The sequence below is a fragment of the Pseudomonas sp. GL_091 genome (assembly GCF_057837725.1).
The window spans coordinates 6,663,795-6,682,888 of record NZ_CM174451.1 but is presented as its reverse complement, the minus strand read 5'-3'; the positions used below and the strand labels follow the sequence as shown (position 1 = coordinate 6,682,888).

General features: G+C 59.9%; 19 protein-coding genes. 6 read left to right on the top strand and 13 right to left on the bottom strand.

Annotated features, from left to right (window positions below; translation table 11 throughout):
• Positions 1-121 precede the first annotated feature (121 nt).
• From choV to AC3ITY_RS30490, 3 genes are all read right to left on the bottom strand, one after another.
• Positions 122-1,300 carry a choline ABC transporter ATP-binding protein gene (gene choV, locus AC3ITY_RS30500; protein ID WP_223460461.1) on the bottom strand — a complete coding sequence of 393 codons (1,179 nt, stop codon included), beginning with the start codon at positions 1,298-1,300 and terminating at the stop codon, positions 122-124.
• Positions 1,297-2,142, bottom strand: coding sequence for a choline ABC transporter permease subunit (choW, locus tag AC3ITY_RS30495; protein ID WP_110662211.1), 846 nt, complete (start codon positions 2,140-2,142; stop codon positions 1,297-1,299). The genes choV and choW overlap by 4 nt, the downstream gene beginning before the upstream one ends.
• A 72-nt stretch (positions 2,143-2,214) precedes the next feature.
• Positions 2,215-3,171, bottom strand: coding sequence for a choline ABC transporter substrate-binding protein (locus AC3ITY_RS30490; RefSeq protein ID WP_489306582.1), 957 nt, complete (start codon positions 3,169-3,171; stop codon positions 2,215-2,217).
• 435 nt (positions 3,172-3,606) lie between these two features.
• Between AC3ITY_RS30490 and AC3ITY_RS30485 the strand changes: the two genes are divergently transcribed.
• Both AC3ITY_RS30485 and gbdR read left to right on the top strand, forming a co-directional pair.
• Complete coding sequence (locus AC3ITY_RS30485; protein WP_489306580.1) at positions 3,607-4,983, top strand: L-serine ammonia-lyase; 1,377 nt, start codon at positions 3,607-3,609, stop codon at positions 4,981-4,983.
• A gap of 536 nt (positions 4,984-5,519) precedes the next feature.
• Entirely contained in the window at positions 5,520-6,623 is a 1,104-nt protein-coding gene (gbdR, locus tag AC3ITY_RS30480; RefSeq protein ID WP_007975492.1) for a choline metabolism transcriptional regulator GbdR, read from the top strand.
• A 69-nt stretch (positions 6,624-6,692) separates the two neighbouring features.
• On the opposite strand, the gene AC3ITY_RS30475 is transcribed toward gbdR, so the two are convergent.
• The 6 genes from AC3ITY_RS30475 to AC3ITY_RS30450 form a co-directional block, all read right to left on the bottom strand.
• Positions 6,693-6,959: a hypothetical protein gene (locus AC3ITY_RS30475; RefSeq protein WP_007995656.1), complete on the bottom strand. Its 267-nt coding sequence runs from the start codon at positions 6,957-6,959 to the stop codon at positions 6,693-6,695.
• 323 nt (positions 6,960-7,282) lie between these two features.
• Entirely contained in the window at positions 7,283-8,446 is a 1,164-nt protein-coding gene (locus tag AC3ITY_RS30470; protein WP_489306578.1) for a gamma-butyrobetaine dioxygenase, read from the bottom strand.
• A 13-nt stretch (positions 8,447-8,459) separates the two neighbouring features.
• Positions 8,460-8,936 (bottom strand): thioesterase family protein, encoded by a 477-nt coding sequence (locus tag AC3ITY_RS30465; RefSeq protein WP_489306576.1) that lies wholly within the window; start codon positions 8,934-8,936, stop codon positions 8,460-8,462.
• Positions 8,937-9,072: 136 nt separating this feature from the next.
• Positions 9,073-10,038 (bottom strand): L-carnitine dehydrogenase, encoded by a 966-nt coding sequence (locus AC3ITY_RS30460; protein WP_095964145.1) that lies wholly within the window; start codon positions 10,036-10,038, stop codon positions 9,073-9,075.
• 142 nt (positions 10,039-10,180) lie between these two features.
• The gene (cdhC, locus tag AC3ITY_RS30455) at positions 10,181-11,068 is read right to left on the bottom strand and encodes a 3-dehydrocarnitine:acetyl-CoA trimethylamine transferase CdhC (RefSeq protein ID WP_008048151.1); all 888 of its coding nucleotides are present in this window, start codon (positions 11,066-11,068) and stop codon (positions 10,181-10,183) included.
• A gap of 96 nt (positions 11,069-11,164) precedes the next feature.
• A complete protein-coding gene (locus AC3ITY_RS30450) occupies positions 11,165-12,109 on the bottom strand; it encodes a choline ABC transporter substrate-binding protein (protein ID WP_116261445.1) in 945 nt (314 codons plus the stop codon).
• Positions 12,110-12,333: 224 nt separating this feature from the next.
• On the opposite strand from AC3ITY_RS30450, the gene AC3ITY_RS30445 reads away from it, so the two are divergent.
• Positions 12,334-13,278 carry a GlxA family transcriptional regulator gene (locus AC3ITY_RS30445; RefSeq protein ID WP_489306574.1) on the top strand — a complete coding sequence of 315 codons (945 nt, stop codon included), beginning with the start codon at positions 12,334-12,336 and terminating at the stop codon, positions 13,276-13,278.
• A 213-nt stretch (positions 13,279-13,491) separates the two neighbouring features.
• Here the strand turns inward: AC3ITY_RS30445 and AC3ITY_RS30440 are convergent, their stop codons facing one another.
• The 4 genes from AC3ITY_RS30440 to AC3ITY_RS30425 all read right to left on the bottom strand — a co-directional run bounded on the left by AC3ITY_RS30440 (position 13,492) and on the right by AC3ITY_RS30425 (position 15,119).
• The gene (locus AC3ITY_RS30440; RefSeq protein WP_489306572.1) at positions 13,492-13,908 is read right to left on the bottom strand and encodes a DUF3010 family protein; all 417 of its coding nucleotides are present in this window, start codon (positions 13,906-13,908) and stop codon (positions 13,492-13,494) included.
• A gap of 33 nt (positions 13,909-13,941) precedes the next feature.
• Entirely contained in the window at positions 13,942-14,265 is a 324-nt protein-coding gene (locus AC3ITY_RS30435; protein ID WP_489306571.1) for a helix-turn-helix domain-containing protein, read from the bottom strand.
• On the bottom strand, positions 14,249-14,503 hold the full coding sequence (locus AC3ITY_RS30430) for a type II toxin-antitoxin system RelE family toxin (RefSeq protein WP_429366804.1): 255 nt from the start codon (positions 14,501-14,503) through the stop codon (positions 14,249-14,251). The genes AC3ITY_RS30435 and AC3ITY_RS30430 overlap by 17 nt, the downstream gene beginning before the upstream one ends.
• Positions 14,504-14,717: 214 nt before the next feature.
• Positions 14,718-15,119, bottom strand: a complete 402-nt coding sequence (locus AC3ITY_RS30425; protein ID WP_489306570.1) for a lysozyme inhibitor LprI family protein — start codon at positions 15,117-15,119, stop codon at positions 14,718-14,720.
• Between the two features lie 223 nt (positions 15,120-15,342).
• On the opposite strand from AC3ITY_RS30425, the gene AC3ITY_RS30420 reads away from it, so the two are divergent.
• The 3 genes from AC3ITY_RS30420 (at position 15,343) to dgcA (ending at position 19,005) form a co-directional block, all read left to right on the top strand.
• Entirely contained in the window at positions 15,343-16,320 is a 978-nt protein-coding gene (locus AC3ITY_RS30420) for a dipeptidase (protein ID WP_046039549.1), read from the top strand.
• A gap of 78 nt (positions 16,321-16,398) precedes the next feature.
• Positions 16,399-16,929 carry a DUF5943 domain-containing protein gene (locus AC3ITY_RS30415; protein WP_489306567.1) on the top strand — a complete coding sequence of 177 codons (531 nt, stop codon included), beginning with the start codon at positions 16,399-16,401 and terminating at the stop codon, positions 16,927-16,929.
• A gap of 15 nt (positions 16,930-16,944) precedes the next feature.
• Positions 16,945-19,005 (top strand): dimethylglycine demethylation protein DgcA, encoded by a 2,061-nt coding sequence (dgcA, locus tag AC3ITY_RS30410; protein WP_489306565.1) that lies wholly within the window; start codon positions 16,945-16,947, stop codon positions 19,003-19,005.
• Positions 19,006-19,094: the final 89 nt, after the last annotated feature.

Below are 19,094 nucleotides of genomic sequence, written 5' to 3'. Positions count from 1 at the left end.
ACGACTGCTTCGCAGCCGAACGGGAACAAGCTCCCTCGCCACAGTTGTCAGTATTCCAAGTCTTATATCTGCACTAACAAAAACGCCGCGATTCTCTCGCGGCGTTTTTGTGTCTGTTGCCTTACCCCAGGTTCTTGCCGAGCAGTGCGTGATACAGCTCGCTGTCGCCAAGAATCCCCACCACATGGTTGTTATCGTGCAGCACCAGTTTGTTGCCGGTCTGATAACGAATCTGTAGCGCATCGCGCATGCCGATGTTCGAGTCCACCAGGGTTGGTCGACGACCCAGGCCTTCAACGGCCTGACCCGGTACCCAGTTCTGCAAGTCCAGCGCAGACCCGTTCTGGCGAGCGCCCTTGATGGTGTTGCCCTCGGCCAGGTCCAGCCACGAATCGCCACCTGGATCCAGGCACACCGAACCGTTGATGCGTTTGCAGTTGTCCAGGCTGCGCATCAGGCTGCGGCCGCACAGCACGTTCAGCGGGTTGGTGTGGGCTACGAAGGTCCGCACGTAGTCGTCCGCCGGGTTGAGGACGATTTCTTCCGGCTTGCTGTACTGGATGATCCGGCCGTCTTTCATGATCGCGATACGGCTGCCGAGTTTCAGCGCTTCATCAAGGTCGTGGCTCACGAAGACGATGGTCTTGTGCAACTTGCGTTGCAGTTCCAGCAGCTCGTCTTGCAGGCCCTGGCGGATCAGCGGGTCGAGGGCCGAGAACGGTTCGTCCATCAGCAGAATGTCGGCGTCCATCGCCAGGGCACGGGCCAGGCCCACGCGTTGTTGCATACCACCGGACAGCTCGTTGGGTTTCTTGTTGCGCCACTGGGTCAGGCCCACCAGCTCAAGCTTGTCGTCCACCAGTTTGCGCCGTTCTTTCTCGGGACGACCCTGCATCTCCAGGCCGAAGCTGATGTTTTCGCGAACGGTCAACCAGGGCATCAGGGCGAACTTCTGGAACACCATCGCGATGCGCTTGGTGCGCATCATTTTCAGTTCTGCCGGCGTGCACGAGGCAATGTCGATCTGCTTGCCTTCGTGCTCGACGAACAGCTTGCCGCGGCTGACGGTGTTGAGGCCGTTGATGCAGCGCAGCAGGCTGGACTTGCCGGAGCCGGACAGGCCCATCAGTACGCAGATTTCACCTTTTTCGATATCCAGGCTGGCCTTTTCGACCCCCACGATCTGCCCGGTCTTTTTCAGGATCTCGTTACGGGTCATGCCTTGATCCAGCAGCTTGAGCGCCTCGCGTGGATCCTTGGAGAAGATAACGTCAACGTTCTCGAAGCGAATAATGCTCATGCGTCACCCCCTACTTTGGCGTCGGGTTGTTTGCAGATACGGTCGAGCATGATCGCCAGCAGTACGATCGCCAGGCCTGCTTCGAAGCCCAAGGCGATATCAGCAGTGTTCAGTGCGTTGACCACCGGTTTGCCCAAGCCATCGGCGCCCACCAGTGCCGCAATCACCACCATCGAAAGGGACAGCATGATGCACTGGGTGATACCGGCCGCGATGCTAGGCATGGCGTGGGGCAGTTCGATTCGCGAGAGCAGCTGACGTCGCGAGCAGCCAAAGGCCTTGCCGGCGTCCATCAATTCTTCCGGAACATCGCGGATACCCAGGTAGGTCAGGCGGATGGGCGCGGCAATCGCGAACACCACCGTGGAGATCAGGCCCGGGACCACACCCAGCCCGAAGAGGGTGAGGGTAGGAATGAGGTACACGAAGGTCGGTACGGTCTGCATCAGATCGAGTACCGGACGCATTAAAGTATAGAACATCGGCTTGTGCGCGGCGACGATGCCCAGCGGCACGCCGATGACCACGCAGACCAGGGTGGCGAACAGCACCTGGGCGAGGGTTTCCATGGTTTCCTGCCAGTACCCCAGATTGAGGATCAGCAGAAAGGAGGCAACGACAAACGCGGTTAGACCCCATTTGCGTTGAATGAAGTGTGCCAGTAGTGCGATTAGGCCGATCAGTGCCAGCGGGTTGAACCAGGTCAGCGCAAACGTCACGCCGTGGATCATCGTTTCCAGTGTCACGGCGATTGCGTCGAAGGTGCTGGCGCCGTGTTGCGTCAACCATTCAACGAAGCTCGCGATGTACTGGCCTAAAGGGATTTTCTGATCAATCAGCATGGTAGTGAACGTCCGCATGCAAGGAAATAAAACAGCCTGGCGGCCGAAGCCGCCCGGCATAACCGGTTTTCTTTATTTCAAGGGCCCGGCCAGCTTGGCTTTCACGGCCTCCAGGCCTGGTTTACCGTCAATGGTGGTCACGCCAGCGAGCCAGGTATCGAGTACCTGTGGATTGTTTTTCAGCCAGGCCTTGGCGGCCGCGTCAGGCTTCATCTTGTCGTCCAGGATGTTGCCCATCAGCGAGCTTTCCATGTCGACGGTGAACTCCAGGTTCTTCAGCAACTGGCCGACGTTGCTGCATTCCTGCGCATAGCCCTTGCGGGTGTTGGTCGCCACGGTGGCGGCACCGAAGTCCGGGCCGAAGAAGTCATCACCACCGGTCAGGTATTGAATCTTGAAGCGCTTGTTCATCGGGTGCGGCGCCCAGCCGAGGAACACCACGGCAGTGTCGCGTTTCTGTGCACGGTCCACCTGCGACAGCATGCCGGCTTCGGAGGATTCGACGACTTTGAAACCGGCGGTCTTCAGGCCGAAGGCATCCTTGTCGATCATGCTCTGGATCAGACGATTGCCGTCGTTGCCAGGCTCGATACCGTAGATCTTGCCGTCGAGCTCTTTCTTGAATTTGGCGATGTCGGCGAAGTCATGCAGCCCCTTGTCGTACAGCGCTTGCGGGACGGCGAGGGTGTACTTGGCGCCCTTGAGGTTGGTACGCACGGTTTCCACGGTGCCGGCATCGCGATAGGCCTTGATGTCGTTCTCCATGGTCGGCATCCAGTTCCCCAGGAACACGTCCATGTTCTTGCCGTCGGCCAGGGATTTGTAGGTCACGGGCACGGAAATCATGGTGGTCTTGGTCTTGTAGCCGAGTGCGTTGAGCACGACGCTGGTTGTCGCGGTGGTCGCGGTGATGTCGGTCCAGCCGACATCGGAGAAGTTTACGGTACCGCATTGCGCCGGTTCTGCGGCTTGCGCCAGAACCGGCAGACTAAGCATGGCGGCCAACAACAACGACGGGGAACCTTTCATGGATGGACTCCTTGGTGTTTTTTTTGGCAGTGTTCCGACTGGACCACCGCACTTATAGGTTGCGGTTGGATGGCGTTCTGGAGACAGCTCTACCACGTCGCCTTGCAATCGAGTCGATATGATCATGTACCAGTGAAAATCTGACGCCTACAGGGTGCGTCGTATCCAGTACAGGGATGGTCGCATCCAGTGTCGGTGACGTCGTTTACAGATTTTTTCAGCCCGATTTCCCCGTCTGAATCGCAAAAAAACGGCGAAAACACGGCGTAAAAGACACGCGGCGCTGGTGGGCATGAGTGCGTCGGTTAGAGACGTCGAACAACTGGATAAAAGCTTGATGATGCGGTCATCTCGGCGGATTGCAGCTTGAGCGTAGCAGCTCCGTCACCGTGCGCTTTCGCGTGCGCAGTGGGCCCATCCAGGAGTTCGGCAGTAATGGCTATCAGTGTTTTCGACCTGTTCAAAATCGGCATCGGCCCTTCCAGTTCACACACCGTAGGGCCCATGCGGGCGGCGGCGTTGTTCGTGCAGGGCTTGCGCGAGCGCGGATTGCTGGAGCAGGTGCGGCGTGTCGAAGTCCAGTTGTTCGGCTCGTTGTCGGCCACCGGTATCGGCCACGGCAGCGACAATGCCGTGATCATGGGCCTGATGGGCGAGTGGCCGGATGCGATCGATCCGTCGCAAATCGGCATTCGTATCGCCACCCTGCGTGAGACCGATACGCTGCTGCTCGACGGTCGCTTGCCGGTGCCCTTCATCTGGGCCCGGGACATGCGCCTGATCGACGAGAACCTGCCATTCCATCCCAACGCCATGACCCTGATTGTCGAAGGTGATGACGGCGAGTTGTATCGCGACACCTACTATTCGGTCGGCGGCGGTTTTGTCGTCGATGAGGCTCAGGCCTCCAGCGGTGTCGTCGACCTCGACCGCACTGTGTTGCCTTATGACTTTTCCAGTGCGGCCGAGCTACTGGAGCTGTGCAAAATACACAAGCTGCGCGTGGCTGAGTTAATGATGGCCAACGAGAGGGTGTGGCGCAGCGAGGACGAAATCCGCAGCGGCCTGATGAAACTCTGGCGCGCCATGCAGGATTGCGTTGAGCAGGGCCTCAAACACGAAGGCATCCTGCCCGGTGGGCTGAACGTGCGCCGGCGTGCGGCGAAACTACATCGCAGCCTGCAGGAGCTGAACAAACCCAACGTGATCGGCTCGACCTTGAGCGCCATGGAATGGGTCAACCTGTTCGCCCTGGCGGTCAATGAAGAAAACGCCGCCGGCGGGCGCATGGTCACGGCACCGACCAACGGCGCGGCGGGGATCATTCCGGCAGTACTGCACTACTTCATGAAATTCAGCGAGGCCGTGACCGACGCCAATGTCGTCGATTACTTCCTCGGCGCGGCGGCAGTGGGAATCCTGTGCAAGAAGAACGCCTCGATCTCCGGTGCCGAAGTCGGTTGCCAGGGCGAAGTCGGCTCGGCCTGCGCCATGGCGGCGGCGGGGCTGGCGGAAATCCTTGGTGCCACGCCAGAGCAACTGTGCAACGCGGCGGAAATCGGTCTGGAACATAACCTCGGCCTGACCTGCGACCCGGTGGGTGGACTGGTCCAGGTGCCGTGCATCGAGCGCAACGCGATTGCCGCGGTGAAGGCGATCAATGCCGCGCAGATGGCATTGCGCGGTGATGGCCAGCACTTTATTTCGCTGGATCGGGTGATCCGCACCATGCGTGATACCGGTGCCGATATGCATGACAAATATAAGGAGACATCGCGGGGTGGGTTGGCGGTGAGTGCGGTGGAGTGTTGACGCAATACTTGTAGGAGCTGGCTTGCCAGCGAAAGCGGTGGTTCTACCGCTGAAGATGTGTCGGCTGTACGGGCCTCTTCGCTGGCAAGCCAGCTCCTACACATAGCCAGACCAGTCAAAACTGCGCGCTAAGTGAACACCCGCTCGAAAACGCGCCACCTTTTAGCGCGTCGCTCTCAGATAAATTGTCTTGCCACTGATCGAGGGTCAACCGGCCTTCGACCGCCCGTCACCCGTGCCTGCGGTGACACTCCTTTCCATCGCGGCGCAACGCCGTTCCCACAAGTGCTACCGAATTGCTCACAGCTTGTGGGGCGGGGCACTTGCCAGTCCTGATGGCCATTTAAATCCCTACGCCTTGCAAGACATATATAGACACATTCCGACGTCGTTTTTAGGAGTTATTGAACGCGCATTCAAATTTAGGCATGGCAATTGCTCTGTCATTACAAAGCCCGTCTCCCACGCGAGAACGATGGCAATAAAAAGAGCCTCCGCCTGAGGCCATCACCCGCTTTGTGTGAGGAGATACCGCGATGACGACGTTCAACTCCGGGGCCCAACCCCAGAACCGTGCGCCTCAATCCATCGGCTTTCTGCTGCTGGACAATTTCACGCTGATTTCCCTGGCCTCCGCAGTGGAACCCCTGCGCATGGCCAACCAGTTGTCCGGTCGTGAGCTGTACCGTTGGACCACCCTCACCGTCGATGGCGGCCAGGTCTGGGCCAGTGACGGCCTGCAGATCACCCCCGACGCTTCCATGCACAAAGCCCCGCCAATGGACACCGTCATCGTGTGCGGCGGTATTGGCATCCAGCGCACTGTTACCCGCGAACACGTGTCATGGCTGCAAAGCCAGGCCCGCCAGTCCCGCCGCCTCGGCGCGGTGTGCACCGGCAGCTGGGCCCTGGCCTGCGCCGGCCTGCTCGACGGTTTTGATTGCAGCGTGCACTGGGAATGCTTGGCGGCGATGCAGGAAGCTTTCCCGCGTGTAGCGATGAGCACTCGCCTGTTCACCCTCGACCGTAACCGTTTCACCAGCTCCGGCGGCACCGCGCCGCTGGACATGATGCTGCACTTGATCAGCCGCGATCATGGTCGTGAGCTGTCGGCGGCCATTTCGGAAATGTTCGTCTACGAGCGCATCCGCAACGAGCAGGATCACCAGCGTGTGCCGCTCAAGCACATGCTCGGCACCAACCAGCCGAAGTTGCAGGAAATCGTCGCGTTGATGGAAGCCAACCTCGAAGAGCCGATCGACCTGGACGAACTGGCGGTGTATGTCGCGGTGTCCCGTCGTCAGCTCGAGCGGTTGTTCCAGAAATACCTGCACTGCTCGCCGTCGCGTTACTACCTGAAACTGCGTTTGATCCGCGCGCGCCAGCTGCTCAAGCAAACGCCGATGTCGATCATCGAAGTGGCGTCGGTCTGTGGCTTCGTATCCACGCCGCACTTCTCCAAGTGCTACCGCGAATACTTCGGCATTCCGCCGCGTGACGAGCGCGTAGGGTCCAACACCACCCAGCAAGTGGCGATGATGCCTTTGCCGCAAGCGCTGGTGCTGTCGCCGTTGTCTGGGCCGTTGTCGGCGCTGAGCCAGGCGCGTAATGAGTCGACGTTTGCCAGTGTAAGGCTCTAGACCGAGGCGCTGCATTCGCGAGCAAGTCGGATCGCCGCACCGCCGCTCCGACTTGCTCGCGAAGGCTTTTTATCGGCCTGTGTGGCTCTGCTGATACTCCGCCAACGCCGGCAACAACTGCTTGTCGATCGCCTGGCGCACCGCCGGCAGGATGGTCGCGCTGCTGGTGTACATCTGCTTGACCATGGTCCGCAGCGTCATCGCCCGCACATCGTTCAACCCCCTTACCGCACACTCGCAGGCCTGCTCGGCGGTGGCGCCGGTGGGCACTTCGAATCCCAATGACTTGAGCTGGCCCAACAGGTCTTCCTGGTCTATCAAATCGGCGTGCATCATGACGCAATCCTTCTTCAGGGAACGGTGTCGTGGTTCGATTCTGGTAGGGGTGCCGGGTGTCGGCAAGGACGATTTGTCGCAATGGCTCAATTGGTTATGAACATGTCGTTTTCGGCTAACCTGGCCCGCGGGGGAGTGGGCACACTGGACTCAGCTCGCTTCACGAAGGTTTGGTCACCCTCGCACGGCAGCTCCTCAACAGTACCCTCTGCCTCGATCCTGTCACGGCTTGATCGGGGCTTTTTTTGCCTGTGATTCAGGGAAATATTAGGTGTCGGTATGGGCGCCATCGCGAGCAGGCTCGCGATGAACGATGACTCGGTTTAACGTTGTAGCACGAGGATGCGCGACAACAACTCATCCCGGTCGACATAGCAGCCCTGGAAATGCCGGGCGCCTGTGGCGGGGTCGAAGGCGTTGCGGGCATGCAGGGTGCGGCGGTTGTCGAAACACCACAGCTCGCCGGGATTGAGCCGCTGCATCAACCTGAATCGAGGCTCGCGGGTCATCGCGATAAAGCGTCGGTAGGCTTGATACAGCTTGGGCATCTGCTCCACCGAGGCATCGAACGGTCCGCGCAAAAAGTTTGCCATGCGGATTTCCGACACCTGCCCCAACGCATCCAGGGCAATGATCGGTGCCAGGCAGCGGTAGTCGCTGTGACGGTCCTTGTTGCGAAACTCCACGGGGATTTCGCAGAGGCTTTTGAAAGCCTCCGGATCTTCCCGGCGCAAGGCGTCGGCAATGGCAAAACCATCGACAAAAATGCTCTCGCCACCCTCGGCGTCATTGACCAGGCAATGCAGGAATTGCAGCCCCGGTTGCAACTCCCGGGTCGGCAAGTCGCTGTGCAGCGGCAGGTTGAAGGCGGTGTAGGCGTTGCTGTCGGCGTCGGCTTTGGATTGCACGTTGAACAGCACGCCGAAATTGCTCTCGCGGATGAAGGAAATCCGTTGGGCGATCAGCTTCAGAGAACCGGGTTCGGTGGGCACGCCACGGACCTGGGTCAATCCGACATCTCGCACCGCCAACAACCATTGCAACAAGGCGTCGCTGTCGTTCATCAGTGCCTGATATTCGAACACCGGCAGTTGCAAATCGCTGTGCCAGAGCCTGGCTTTTGGCTTGCGTGCCTGGCGCTCGGCGCGGGACTCGTCATCATAGGCGTGGGCGCGCAGCCAGCCGGGGTCGAAGCGGCTGCTGTGGCCGTCCTGCCAATCAACCGACAAACAGCCATCGCTGTCTATACGGGCGTTATCGGGCATCAGATCTTGAGCCACATCGACGATTTCCAGCACTTGCTCGCGGGTCACGGTGTAGACGCACTGCGGGCACGGGCAGTTATCCCGCAGCCATTGATGGTGGAAAGGGCTGACGCGATCGTCGGCCCACTTCACCAGAACACGGTCCGCCTGGGTCTGCACGCCAGTCAGCGCGCTGATCAACGGATAGGTACGAAAGTCGGCAAATGCAGCGGCGGTGTTCATGGCGATCTCCTTGTTATTTTTTTGGGGGTAATGCGATCACTCGGCCAATGTACTCGGGTGTCGGCAGGTCTACCTGTTCGGCGACGATGGCTTGCAACCGGCTCAAGGACTGTTCGCTGAACGGCGCCGAACGCGGCCCGGCGAGATCCACGTGCAGCAGCATCTGTTCGTTGCCTGCAAGTTCCTGGGCATCACCGACCAGATGCAGGCTGTGATAGAGGTGCACGCGCTTGCTGTCGTGGGCGATGATTTGAGTGTGCACTTCGACCTGGGCGTCGAGCTTCACTTCGTGCAGGTAATTGAGGTGCAGTTCTAGGGTGAACAGCGAGTTGCCGCTGGCCTCGCGGCTGTTGCTGTCCAGGCCCAGGCGATCCATCAGGGCATCGGTGGCGTAGCTGAAAATCAGCAGGTAGAAGGCATCGCGCAGGTGGCCGTTGTAGTCGACCCAGTCGGGGATGATGGTGGTTTGGTAGGTGGTGAGGGTGGGCATGATGTTAGTTCCAACATTGATGGTGACTGGGCTGCCGCTATCGCGAGCAGGCTCGCTCCTACATTGGAATGCATTCCCCCTGTAGGAGCGAGCCTGCTCGCGATGGGGCCAGTGCTGCTAGCCCCAAGGCCTGGGCTTACTCGCTGAAAGCCATCCCATGCTTCTCTTTGGTGGTCTTCACCGCCTCCAGCACTGCCAGCAGGCAGTCATCACGATAGCGCTCCAGCGCCGAAATGCTGTGTTTGCCCAGTTGATCGCTGGTGCCATCGACCACGTCATCGATCAGTTTGTCGGTCAGCTCCGGCGCCGGCAGGTAGGTCCAAGGCAATTGCAACGCCGGGCCGAACTGCGCCATGAAGTGGCGCATGCCGGCATCGCCACCGGCCAGGGTGTAGGTCAGGAAGGTGCCCATGAACGACCAGCGCAAGCCGGCGCCGAAACGGATTGCATCGTCGATTTCGCCGGTGGTCGCCACGCCGTCGTTGACCAGGTGCAGCGCTTCACGCCACAGCGCTTCGAGCAGACGGTCGGCGATGAAACCCGGTACTTCCTTGCGCACATGCAGCGGGCGCATCCCCAGGGATTCATAGACCTTCATTGCCGCTTGGACTGCTTCCGGGGCGGTGTTTTTGCCACCGACCACTTCCACCAACGGCAGCAGGTAAACCGGGTTGAACGGGTGACCGACCACGCAGCGTTCCGGGTGCGTGGCGCTCTCGTAGAACTCGCTTGGTAGCAGGCCGGAGGTGCTGGAACCGATCAACGCATTGGGCTTGGCTGCCGCGCTGATTTTGCTGTGCAGGTCCAGTTTCAGCTCCAGCCGTTCCGGGGCGCTCTCCTGGATGAAATCGGCATCGCGCACGCACTCTTCAATGGTCGCGACAAAGCGCAGGCGATCCTGCGATGCACCCGGCGCCAGGCCTTGTTTCTCCAGCGCGCCCCAGGCATTGGCGACACGCTTGCGCAAGGCGGCTTCGGCGCCGGGGGCCGGGTCCCAGGCCACTACATCCAGACCATGGGCGAGGGCGCGGGACACCCAACCGCTGCCGATGACACCACTGCCCAGCGCTGCGAAGGTTTTGATTTCGGTGATAAAGCTCATGGCGACTTCCTGAATTTGGCTCGGAAAAAACTGTGGGAGCGAGCCTGCTCGCGATGGCATCGGTACATCCGATGCATCAATTGAGGCAGGTAAACCGCTATCGCGAGCAGGCTCGCTCCCACAGGGGGAAAGTTGTTTTGAATCAACCGCGCTTGGTCAGGCCCATTTTTGCCCGGCCTTCAGCCGGAGTCAGGACGCGGGCACCGAGGCGGCTGAGGATTTCGCCGGCGCGCTCGACCAGTTGGCCGTTGGTCGCCAGCACGCCCTTGTCCAGCCACAGGTTGTCTTCCAGTCCGACTCGCACGTTGCCGCCGAGCAACACCGCTTGCGCCGCCATCGGCATCTGCATGCGACCGATACCGAAGCCGGCCCAGACCGCGTCGGCCGGCAGGTTGTCGACCATGGCTTTCATGGTGGTGGTGTCTGCCGGCGCGCCCCACGGGATGCCCAGGCACAGCTGGAACAACGGGTTGTCGAGCAGGCCTTCCTTGATCATCTGCTTGGCGAACCACAGGTGGCCGGTGTCGAAAATCTCCAGCTCGGCTTTCACGCCCAGCTCTTGAATGCGTTTGGCGCCAGCGCGCAGCTGGGCCGGGGTGGAGACGTAAATGGTGTCACCGTCGCCGAAGTTCAGGGTGCCGCAGTCGAGGGTGCAGATTTCCGGCAGTAGTTCTTCGACATGGGCCAGGCGGGTCAACGGGCCGACCAGGTCGGTGTTCGGGCCAAATTCCATCGGGTTTTCGCCGGCACCGATTTCCAGGTCGCCGCCCATGCCGGCGGTGAGGTTGACGATGATGTCGACGTCCGCCTCGCGGATGCGCTCCATCACTTCGCGGTACAGCGCCACGTCACGGCTGAACTTGCCGGTTTGCGGGTCACGCACATGGCAATGAACCACGGTGGCGCCGGCCTTGGCGGCTTCCACGGCGGCAGCGGCGATTTGTTTCGGGGTGACCGGCACGTGTGGGCTCTTGGCGGTCGTGTCGCCAGCACCGGTGAGTGCGCAGGTGATGATGACGTCGTGGTTCATTTGGGCGGTTCCTTACAGGCGAGTTTTTGGTTTTGGCCAGGCGTGGTGGTCCCGTTCGCAGCCCGTCGGGGCTGCGAGTCGGTGGTTCTATCGGGTTTATTTACTGGTCAGTTGCAGGTTTTCAGCGGCCGGTTTGCCATCGAAGGTGGTGACGCCTTCAAGCCAGCGCTTTTTGTCCTGCGGGTGATCCTTGATCCATTGTTTGGCCGACTCGAAAGCGTCCTTGTGATCCAGCAGCGGCTGCATCATCCGGCTCTCGTCTTCGGCGGTGAACGTCAGGTTGCTCAGCAGGCGACCGATGTTCGGGCATTGCTCGGCGTATGTCGGTGCAGTGACGGTCCACACCGTGGCCTTTCCTTCGTCCGGCCCAAGGGCGTTTTCACTGCCGGTGAGGTAGGTCATTTTCACGTTGACGTTCATCGGGTGCGGCGCCCAGCCGAAGAACACCACGGCTTCGTTGCGACGTACGGCGCGATCCACGGCGGCGAGCATGCCGGCTTCACTGGACTCGACCAGCTGGAACTTGCCGAGGCCAAACTGGTTCTTGGAGATCATCGCCTTGATCTGGGTGTTGGCGCCCGAGCCAGGCTCGATGCCGTAGATCTTGCCGCCCAGTTCTTTTTCGAATTTGGCGATGTCAGCGAAGGTTTTCAAACCCTTGTCGGCGAGGTAGGTCGGCACAGCGAGGGTCGCGCGGGCGTCCTGCAGGCTTGGCGCTTCAAGCACCTTGACCTGTTTGGCGTCGACGAACGGGGTGATGGTCTGGGTCATCAGCGGGTTCCAGTAGCCGAGGAACAGATCCAGACGCTGGTCGCGGATCCCGGCAAAGATGATTTGCTGGGAGGCGCTGGTTTGTTTGGTGCTGTAGCCGAGGCCATCGAGCAATACCTGGGTCATGGCACTGGTGGCGATCACGTCGGTCCAGTTCACTACACCCATGCGCACGTTCTGGCACGCGGCGGGTTCGGCGGCCATGACACTGGCGCTCAGCAAAGCGGTACCACTGAGTGCAAGAACACAGCTGCTGATCAGTCGTTTCATCTCAGGTTCCTCGGCAGTTCGTTTATTGTGAGTTCCGGTGTCTGATGCGCCGGTGATGCCAAGTTACGCAGCAAAGCACCGATGAAAGCGCACTGCGGCGACCAGCTCTTGCACTGCAGCGACCTGCCCCCTTGAATGCCGCTCGCAAGTGGCGTATCAACATCCCTACGCTGCCCGCCCTCTCGTTACCTGGCCTCCTGTTACCTGCTAAGCGAGTGCGCTCCATGTCCCAGGATTTCTACTTCTTGTTGATGCCGGGTTTCTCGGCCATCGGATTTATCTCGGCCATAGAGCCGTTGCGGGTTGCCAATCGATTTCGCGGCGAGCTGTACCGCTGGCATGTGCTGAGTGCGGATGGCGGGGCAGTGCTGGCGAGTAACGGCATGTCGGTCAACGCCGATGCGGCGCTGGAGCCGCTCAAGAAAGGCGCGACACTGCTGGTGGTCGCCGGGTTCGAGCCCCTGAAGTTCACCACCCCGGCGCTGGAACACTGGCTGCGCCGGCTGGACAACGAAGGCGTGACCCTCGGCGCCATCGACACCGGCAGCTTCATCCTCGCCGAAGCAGGCCTGCTCGATGGCCATCGCCTGACCCTGCACTGGGAAGCCATCGACGCCTTCAAGGAATCTTATCCACAGCTCAGCGTCACCCAGGAGCTGTTCGAGATCGACCGCCGTCGCATCACTTCCGCCGGTGGCACCGCTTCCATTGATCTGATGCTGGATCTGATCGCCCAGGCCCACGGTCCGGAATTGGCGATCCAGGTCAGCGAACAATTCGTGCTAGGCCGCATCCGCCCGCGCAAAGACCACCAGCGCATGGAAGTTGCCACGCGTTATGGAATCAGCAACAAGAAGCTGGTTCACGTGATCGGCGAGATGGAGCAGCACAGCGAGCCGCCGCTGAGCACCTTGGAACTGGCGGAATCGATCAAGGTGACGCGGCGACAGTTGGAGCGACTGTTTCGGTTGCACCTGAACGACACGCCGAGCAATTTCTACCTGCGGTTAAGGCTGGAGAAGGCGCGACAGTTATTGCGGCAAACAGACATGAGCGTGCTGGAAGTGAGCATTGCCTGCGGGTTTGAATCGCCGTCGTATTTCACCCGCTGTTATCGGGCGAAGTATGAGCGCTGTCCGCGGGAGGACCGGCGTACCGCGCAGGCATAAACACCCGAGAAACCTGTGGGAGCGGGCTTGTGGCGAGGGGGCTTGTCGGAATGCCGCACCACCCCGTTCGACTGCGAAGCAGTCGTAAAACCTGCCAATGCGTTTTTCCAGACAGACCTCATTGTCTGGTTTTGGGGCCGCTCCGCGACCCAACGGGGGCAAGCCCCCTCGCCACAGAGGCCCGCTCCCACATTTGTACGGCGGCGCCTGGAATTACTTCTTCACCAACGCCGAACACGCCGCCTTGAACGCCTCATGCTGATACTTGTTCAGTGTCCCCGGCAGCTCAAAATTGTGCTTCTTGGTCTGGGCATTGATGGTCTGCGGCGACAGCAAGGTCACTTCGCAATTCTCCAGCAACTGGAAAACCCCTTCGATCTTGAACGTCGTCGGCCCGCCGGCGAACTCGCCTTTCTTGCTGCGCTTCTTGATCGCAATGCGGTCGATGGAGTTCTCACGGACAAACGAAGCGACCTGAGCGGCGAACACTTTGACGTTGGCGGCTTCGTCGTCATCGTCCATGGCAATTTTCTTGGTGGCGAGCGCGACATGGCCCAGCGCCTGACCGTCCAGCGTGGCCACGGCGATGATCGCTTCGCTGCCTTTGATTTCGATGCCGCAGACTTTCATGTTGAATCCCTTTACTGGCTGATGGCATGCAGCTTACAGCTCGAGTTGACCGGCGGTGATGCCAAACGCCGAGGCGATTTTTTCGCGAGTGGCTTTACGGGGTTTGGCGACTGTTTCCTGTTGGGCGAATGCGGGTTGAGAAATGCCCATGCGTTTGGCCACTTCATCCTGAGTAAGGTTCAAGTGTTCGCGCCAGGCGCGGATCGGTGTGGCGCCATCTACGATACGGCTGACCACCTCGTGGGGGATCAGATCAGGCTCAATCCTTTGCGCGACATATTGCGCATAGGGGATGACGACGAATGCGGGGTTGCCGTTTTCGTCGTTGATGATTTGAACGTCAGTAGGTGCGTTCATCGCGTTTTTTGACCTCTTGAATACTGACCACTTTGATCGCGCCATCCCAGTTGAACATGACCCTGTAGTTACCGACGCGCAGTCGATAAGCGTAGTCATGACCAACGAGTGCCTTGACCTGACTCACATCAGGCATGTCAGCGAGCGCCGTGATGGCATCACGAACCTGAATCTGGTGAACGGAATGCAATCTCAAGAGTTGCTTAACGGCCTTTCGAGTCCAGTGAATGCTGTTCATGGAAGAATATAAGTCTTTTATAAGATTTGCGAATCTTTACTTATATTTTTATGGTTGGCCATCAACAACATTTGTCGGCATGTTGCGTGAAAAGTCCGCAGAGCAGCGGCTTTGGACAGAAGCTGTAGGTCAGATCAGAGTGCTTTGTGGGAAAAGGGTTTTTTTGGCGATTGAAAGCTGGTGGTAGTGCCAGCTTTCAGCGGGACGTTCAGGACTATTCCTGCCCAATCGACTCCAAAAACTCCGACCGCTCGTCGCTCATTCGCGCAATGCAATCGTTCTGGGCAATGGTGAACGCCTTGCTGCCACTGGTGGCCGGGAAGGCTTCGACGGCGCAGTCGGCATCCCGAGTCTTCAGCCATTGCTGTTGGGCGGCCTTGAGCTTGGCGGTGATGTCGGCTAGTTGCGACGGGGTTTTGCCGTACTGCGACTGCATGCGCTCGGTCAGGCCCTGGAGGTTTTCCTTGAGCAGGTCTTCGGCGGTGGTTTTGCTGAAGGCCGAGCACTCGAGGGTCTGGACGTCGTTTTCGACTTTGTCGCACGGGTTGTCGTCAGACACCTCCGCTGCGTGTACGCCGGTCGCAATCAGTGCCAAAGCCAGAAGGATGGATTTCATTCAGGTCGCCGCTCTATTCCAGTGATGCGGCGAATTCTGGCCCAAGCCGAGGGCCTTGAACAGGTCGGTGATTGTGCCTGGCGACGACCCTTTGTCGCGGATTGACGCTTTCGGCAATTCCCCTGTCGTTTTTGCACCCGGCTGCTTAGGCACCGAGGCATATGCTGGCCCCAAAGCGCCGGCAGACGATTCGGCGCATGAATCGCTAATAGGGGACAGCCTGATGAGCCCAGCCGAATTGCACGCCGACAGCATCGTTATCGACGGGCTGATTATTGCCAAGTGGAACCGTGAACTGTTCGAAGACATGCGCAAGGGCGGTTTGACCGCGGCCAACTGCACCGTGTCGGTGTGGGAGGGCTTTCAGGCCACCGTCAACAACATCGCCGCGAGCCAGAAGCTGATCCGCGAGAACAGCGACCTGGTGATTCCGGTCCGCACCACCGCGGACATCCGTAAAGCCAAGGAGCAGGGCAAGACCGGCATCCTTTTCGGCTTCCAGAATGCCCACGCCTTTGAAGACCAGATCGGCTATGTCGAAGTCTTCAAGCAGCTTGGCGTCGGTATCGTGCAGATGTGCTACAACACCCAAAACCTGGTGGGCACCGGTTGCTACGAGCGTGACGGCGGCCTGTCGGGCTTCGGTCGCGAAATCGTCGCCGAGATGAACCGGGCTGGCGTGATGTGCGACCTGTCCCACGTCGGTTCCAAGACTTCCGAAGAAGTCATCCTCGAATCGAAGAAGCCGGTCTGCTACTCCCACTGCCTGCCGTCGGGGCTCAAGGAGCACCCGCGGAACAAGTCCGATGAAGAACTCAAGTTCATTGCCGACCACGGCGGCTTTGTCGGCGTGACCATGTTCGCGCCGTTCCTGGCCAAGGGCATCGATTCGACCATCGACGACTACGCCGAAGCCATCGAGTACGTAATGAACATCGTCGGCGAAGACGCCATCGGCATCGGCACCGACTTCACCCAGGGCCATGGCCAGGACTTCTTCGAATACCTGACCCACGACAAGGGCTACGCCCGCCGTCTGACAAGCTTCGGCAAGATCATCAACCCGCTGGGCATCCGCACCGTGGGCGAGTTCCCGAACCTGACCGAGACCCTGCTCAAGCGCGGCCACTCCGAGCGTGTGGTACGCAAGATCATGGGCGAGAACTGGGTGAACGTCTTGAAAGATGTCTGGGGCGAATAAGCCGCCGCACTTCTGAATCCTTTCCCGCTGCCGTCCGTGCAGCGGGCAACACAACGAATTTTCTGGAGTTAAGTTTCCATGGCCAAGATCGCCCCGCAATTGCCAATCGAAGTCGACAGCGAAACCGGTGTCTGGACCTCCGACGCCCTGCCGATGCTGTATGTGCCACGCCATTTCTTCGTCAACAACCACATGGGCATCGAGGAAGTGCTGGGCGCTGAAGCCTACGCCGAAATCCTCTACAAGGCCGGCTACAAGTCCGCCTGGCACTGGTGTGAAAAAGAAGCCGAATGCCACGGCCTGGAAGGCGTCGCGGTGTTCGAGCACTACATGAAGCGCCTGTCGCAGCGCGGCTGGGGCCTGTTCAAGATCCAGGACATCGACCTCGACAAAGGCACCGCCAGCGTCAAGCTCGAACACTCGGCATTCGTCTACGTGTACGGCAAGGTCGGGCGCAAGGTCGACTACATGTTCACTGGCTGGTTTGCAGGCGCGATGGACCAGATCCTCGCCGCTCGCAGCAGCAAGATTCGCACCGTGGCCGAGCAAGTCTACGGTGGCTCCGAAGAGGGCCACGAAGACGGCTTGTTCACCGTCAAGCCGTTGTAAGTCGAGGAACCCGCCATGGCTTTCGAAGCAATGTTCCAGCCGATCCAGATCGGCAAACTGACCATCCGCAACCGCGTGCTCAGCACCGCACACGCCGAGGTCTATGCCACCGACGGCGGCATGACCACCGACCGGTACGTCAAGTATTACGAAGAGAAAGCCAAGGGCGGGATCGGCCTGGCGATTTGCGGCGGCTCCTCCAGTGTGGCCATCGACAGCCCGCAAGGTTGGTGGAAGTCGGTGAACCTGGCGGATGACCGGATCATTCCGCACTTCCAGAACCTGGCCGATGCCATGCACAAGCATGGCGCCAAGATCATGATCCAGATTACCCACATGGGCCGTCGTTCCCGTTGGGACGGCGAGCACTGGCCAACCCTGCTGTCGCCGTCGGGCATCCGTGAACCGGTGCACCGTGCGACCTGCAAGACCATCGAGCCGGAAGAAATCTGGCGGGTGATCGGCAACTACGCCAGTGCTGCGGCGCGGGCCAAGGCCGGTGGCCTGGACGGCGTCGAATTGTCGGCCGTGCACCAGCACATGATCGACCAGTTCTGGAGCCCACGGGTCAACAAGCGTACCGACGAATGGGGCGGCAGCTTCGAGAACCGCATGCGTTTTGGCCTGGAAGTGATCAAGGCTGTGCGCAAGGAAGTGGGCCCGGACTTCTGCGTCGGCATCCGTCTGTGCGGTGATGAATTCCACCCGGACGGTTTGTCCCATGAGGACATGAAGCAGATCGCCAAGTACTACGACGACACCGGCATGATCGACTTCATCGGTGTGGTCGGCTCGGGTTGCGACACCCACAACACCCTGGCCAACGTTATCCCCAACATGAGTTATCCACCGGAGCCGTTCCTGCATCTGGCGGCCGGTATCAAGGAAGTGGTCAAGGCACCTGTGCTGCACGCGCAGAACATCAAGGACCCGAACCAGGCGACCCGTATTCTGGAGGGCGGCTACGTCGACATGGTCGGCATGACCCGCGCTCACATCGCCGACCCGCACCTGATCGCCAAGATCAAGATGGGTCAGGTTGACCAGATCAAGCAGTGCGTCGGCGCCAACTACTGCATTGACCGTCAGTACCAGGGCCTGGACGTCTTGTGCATCCAGAACGCCGCGACGTCCCGTGAATACATGGGCGTGCCGCACATCATCGAGAAAACCACCGGCGTCAAACGCAAGGTGGTGGTGGTCGGTGCCGGTCCAGCCGGGATGGAAGCCGCTCGTGTGTCGGCTGAACGCGGCCACGACGTGACCCTGTTCGAGAAGAAAGAATTCATCGGCGGGCAGATCACCACCGCTTCGAAAGCCCCACAGCGGGATCAGATCGCCGGTATCACCCGCTGGTTCCAACTGGAGCTGGCGCGCTTGAAAGTCGATCTGCGCCTGGGCGTGGCGGCGGATGCGGCGACCATTCTCGACCTGCGTCCGGACGTGGTGGTACTCGCCGTCGGCGGTCATCCGTTCCTGGAGCAGAACGAACACTGGGGCGCGGCTGAAGGCCTGGTGGTCAGCAGTTGGGACATCCTTGACGGTAAGGTTGCGCCGGGCAAGAACGTGTTGGTCTACGACACCATCTGCGAGTTCACCGGGATGTCGACGGCCGACTTCCTCGCCGACAAGGGCAGCCAGGTCGAGATCGTCACCGACGACATCAAACCGGGCGTGGCCATCGGCGGTACGTCGTTCCCGACTTACTACCGCAGCATGTACCCCAAAGAAGTGATCATGACCGGCGACATGATGCTGGAGAAGGTCTACCGCGAAGGCGACAAGCTGGTGGCGGTGCTGGAAAACGAATACACCGGCGCCAAAGAGGAGCGGGTGGTGGACCAGGTGGTGGTGGAAAACGGCGTGCGTCCGGACGAAGAAATCTACTACTCGCTGAAGGAAGGCTCGCGCAACAAAGGCCAGATGGACATCGAAGCCTTGTTCGCGATCAAGCCGCAACCATCGTTGAGCACCACGGGCGACGGCTACTTGCTGTTCCGTATCGGCGATTGCGTGGCTCAGCGTAATACACACGCCGCGATCTACGACGCGCTGCGGTTGTGCAAGGATTTCTAAGAGCTTGTGGATAACCCTTGTAGGAGCGAGCTTGCTCGCGATGGACGTGAACGATGACGCGGGGAGTCTGACTTAGCGCGGCGTTCTCA

Excerpts from the sequence above, each read along its gene's own strand:
- choV (WP_223460461.1), bottom strand. The coding sequence starts at position 1,300 with ATGAGCATTATTCGCTTCGAGAACGTTGACGTTATCTTCTCCAAGGAT.
- choW (WP_110662211.1), bottom strand. The coding sequence starts at position 2,142 with ATGCTGATTGATCAGAAAATCCCTTTAGGCCAGTACATCGCGAGCTTC.
- AC3ITY_RS30490 (WP_489306582.1), bottom strand. The coding sequence starts at position 3,171 with ATGAAAGGTTCCCCGTCGTTGTTGTTGGCCGCCATGCTTAGTCTGCCG.
- AC3ITY_RS30485 (WP_489306580.1), top strand. The coding sequence starts at position 3,607 with ATGGCTATCAGTGTTTTCGACCTGTTCAAAATCGGCATCGGCCCTTCC.
- gbdR (WP_007975492.1), top strand. The coding sequence starts at position 5,520 with ATGACGACGTTCAACTCCGGGGCCCAACCCCAGAACCGTGCGCCTCAA.
- AC3ITY_RS30475 (WP_007995656.1), bottom strand. The coding sequence starts at position 6,959 with ATGATGCACGCCGATTTGATAGACCAGGAAGACCTGTTGGGCCAGCTC.
- AC3ITY_RS30470 (WP_489306578.1), bottom strand. The coding sequence starts at position 8,446 with ATGAACACCGCCGCTGCATTTGCCGACTTTCGTACCTATCCGTTGATC.
- AC3ITY_RS30465 (WP_489306576.1), bottom strand. The coding sequence starts at position 8,936 with ATGCCCACCCTCACCACCTACCAAACCACCATCATCCCCGACTGGGTC.
- AC3ITY_RS30460 (WP_095964145.1), bottom strand. The coding sequence starts at position 10,038 with ATGAGCTTTATCACCGAAATCAAAACCTTCGCAGCGCTGGGCAGTGGT.
- cdhC (WP_008048151.1), bottom strand. The coding sequence starts at position 11,068 with ATGAACCACGACGTCATCATCACCTGCGCACTCACCGGTGCTGGCGAC.
- AC3ITY_RS30450 (WP_116261445.1), bottom strand. The coding sequence starts at position 12,109 with ATGAAACGACTGATCAGCAGCTGTGTTCTTGCACTCAGTGGTACCGCT.
- AC3ITY_RS30445 (WP_489306574.1), top strand. The coding sequence starts at position 12,334 with ATGTCCCAGGATTTCTACTTCTTGTTGATGCCGGGTTTCTCGGCCATC.
- AC3ITY_RS30440 (WP_489306572.1), bottom strand. The coding sequence starts at position 13,908 with ATGAAAGTCTGCGGCATCGAAATCAAAGGCAGCGAAGCGATCATCGCC.
- AC3ITY_RS30435 (WP_489306571.1), bottom strand. The coding sequence starts at position 14,265 with ATGAACGCACCTACTGACGTTCAAATCATCAACGACGAAAACGGCAAC.
- AC3ITY_RS30430 (WP_429366804.1), bottom strand. The coding sequence starts at position 14,503 with ATGAACAGCATTCACTGGACTCGAAAGGCCGTTAAGCAACTCTTGAGA.
- AC3ITY_RS30425 (WP_489306570.1), bottom strand. The coding sequence starts at position 15,119 with ATGAAATCCATCCTTCTGGCTTTGGCACTGATTGCGACCGGCGTACAC.
- AC3ITY_RS30420 (WP_046039549.1), top strand. The coding sequence starts at position 15,343 with ATGAGCCCAGCCGAATTGCACGCCGACAGCATCGTTATCGACGGGCTG.
- AC3ITY_RS30415 (WP_489306567.1), top strand. The coding sequence starts at position 16,399 with ATGGCCAAGATCGCCCCGCAATTGCCAATCGAAGTCGACAGCGAAACC.
- dgcA (WP_489306565.1), top strand. The coding sequence starts at position 16,945 with ATGGCTTTCGAAGCAATGTTCCAGCCGATCCAGATCGGCAAACTGACC.